This is a genomic window from Kineococcus deserti (genome assembly GCF_050871945.1).
Classification (GTDB): Bacteria; Actinomycetota; Actinomycetes; order Actinomycetales; family Kineococcaceae; genus Kineococcus.
Genome location: NZ_JBJLSI010000073.1, coordinates 1 through 2,495, shown reverse-complemented (window position 1 = coordinate 2,495; position 2,495 = coordinate 1). Strand labels below are relative to the sequence as shown.

At 59.1% G+C, this 2,495-nt stretch carries 2 rRNA genes; both read right to left on the bottom strand.

The window, feature by feature from the left end:
* Positions 1–397 (bottom strand): 23S ribosomal RNA (locus ACRYR2_RS24960); the annotation flags it as partial.
* A gap of 573 nt (positions 398–970) precedes the next feature.
* Positions 971–2,492 (bottom strand): 16S ribosomal RNA (locus ACRYR2_RS24955).
* Between the last annotated feature and the right edge of the window lie 3 nt (positions 2,493–2,495).

The following is a 2,495-nucleotide window of genomic DNA, read 5'->3' as shown; positions in this document are numbered from 1 at the left end:
GGCCATCCCAGGCCCTTCGGCTACACCACGACTTTCTCACTCCCCGACACGCTGGTAGACGCATCCAGAACACTCCCACAACCCCCACACCGCAACCCCTACCAGGTCTCACACGATGCAGGTTTAGCCTCATCCGCTTTCGCTCGCCACTACTCACGGAATCACTGTTGTTTTCTCTTCCTGTGGGTACTGAGATGTTTCACTTCCCCACGTTCCCTCCACACACCCTATACATTCAGGTGCGGGTGACCGCCCATGACGACGGCCGGGTTCCCCCATTCGGACATCCTCGGATCACCGTTCGGTTGCCAACTCCCCGAGGCTTAACGCAGGCTCCCACGTCCTTCATCGGCTCCTGATGCCAAGGCATCCACCATGCGCCCTTACACACTTGACCACCACACACCACCCACCACCACAGCTCCCGAAGCCGAAACTTCAAGACCAGGCAGCCGGCACTGCGCGAGGCAACACGTGCACACAATCAATACGAACCACAAAGACACAGCACCAACCCACCGGGCGAACCCGACCGAGCTGGTGCCTCATCAGAGGATCTACTCGACGAACACCACTACAAAGATGTTCGCGTCCACTGTGCAGTTCTCAACAGACAACCCGACACCCCACCCACAACAGCCCACACCAGCACCCGCAGCATCCGAAGACACCCAGACCGATGTGTGAACCAGGCAGAGCCCAGACCTCGAGCAACCCAACCACTGACACGCTCGCAAGCGAGCCAGCCGGCCGGTCCCTCAGGACCCAACAGTGCGCCAGGCACCCGACCTCTGCTCCGTTCGGTGTTCCATCCAGCAAGCTGGAGTACTGACCGCACTGAGCAGTGACGAATGCCGTGTTGATGTTCCACCCTCGAGCACCAGCCGCCAGACGATCGCTGGCTGAAACTGGTCCACCCACCACCAGCGCGAGACGAACCCGCTGACCTGATGGGGTTGATGCTCCTTAGAAAGGAGGTGATCCAGCCGCACCTTCCGGTACGGCTACCTTGTTACGACTTCGTCCCAATCGCCAGTCCCACCTTCGACAGCTCCCTCCCACAAGGGGTTGGGCCACCGGCTTCGGGTGTTACCGACTTTCATGACGTGACGGGCGGTGTGTACAAGGCCCGGGAACGTATTCACCGCAGCGTTGCTGATCTGCGATTACTAGCGACTCCGACTTCACGGGGTCGAGTTGCAGACCCCGATCCGAACTGAGACCAGCTTTTTGGGATTCGCTCCACCTCACGGTATCGCAGCCCTCTGTACTGGCCATTGTAGCATGCGTGAAGCCCAAGACATAAGGGGCATGATGATTTGACGTCATCCCCACCTTCCTCCGAGTTGACCCCGGCAGTCTCCCATGAGTCCCCACCATTACGTGCTGGCAACATGGAACGAGGGTTGCGCTCGTTGCGGGACTTAACCCAACATCTCACGACACGAGCTGACGACAACCATGCACCACCTGTACGCGACCAACTAAATGACACCCCATCTCTGGGATTCCACCGCGCATGTCAAGCCTTGGTAAGGTTCTTCGCGTTGCATCGAATTAATCCGCATGCTCCGCCGCTTGTGCGGGCCCCCGTCAATTCCTTTGAGTTTTAGCCTTGCGGCCGTACTCCCCAGGCGGGGCGCTTAATGCGTTAGCTGCGGCACGGAATCCGTGGAATGGACCCCACACCTAGCGCCCAACGTTTACGGCATGGACTACCAGGGTATCTAATCCTGTTCGCTCCCCATGCTTTCGCTCCTCAGCGTCAGTAACTGCCCAGAGACCCGCCTTCGCCACCGGTGTTCCTCCTGATATCTGCGCATTTCACCGCTACACCAGGAATTCCAGTCTCCCCTACAGCACTCAAGTGTGCCCGTACCCACTGCAAGCTCAGAGTTGAGCCCTGAGTTTTCACAGCAGACGCGACACACCGCCTACGAGCTCTTTACGCCCAATAATTCCGGACAACGCTTGCACCCTACGTATTACCGCGGCTGCTGGCACGTAGTTAGCCGGTGCTTCTTCTGCTCCTACCGTCACTTGCGCTTCTTCGGAGCTGAAAGAGGTTTACAACCCGAAGGCCGTCATCCCTCACGCGGCGTCGCTGCATCAGGCTTGCGCCCATTGTGCAATATTCCCCACTGCTGCCTCCCGTAGGAGTCTGGGCCGTGTCTCAGTCCCAGTGTGGCCGGTCGCCCTCTCAGGCCGGCTACCCGTCGTCGCCTTGGTAGGCCATCACCCCACCAACAAGCTGATAGGCCGCGAGCCCATCCCCAGCCGAAAAACTTTCCACCCACAGACCATGCGGTCGCGGGTCGTATCCGGTATTAGCCACCGTTTCCAGTGGTTGTCCCAGAGCCAGGGGCAGGTTGCTCACGTGTTACTCACCCGTTCGCCACTGATCCCCCTCCGAAGAGGGTTCACCGTTCGACTTGCATGTGTTAAGCACGCCGCCAGCGTTCGTCCTGAGCCAGGATCAAACTCTCCGTCGAAAA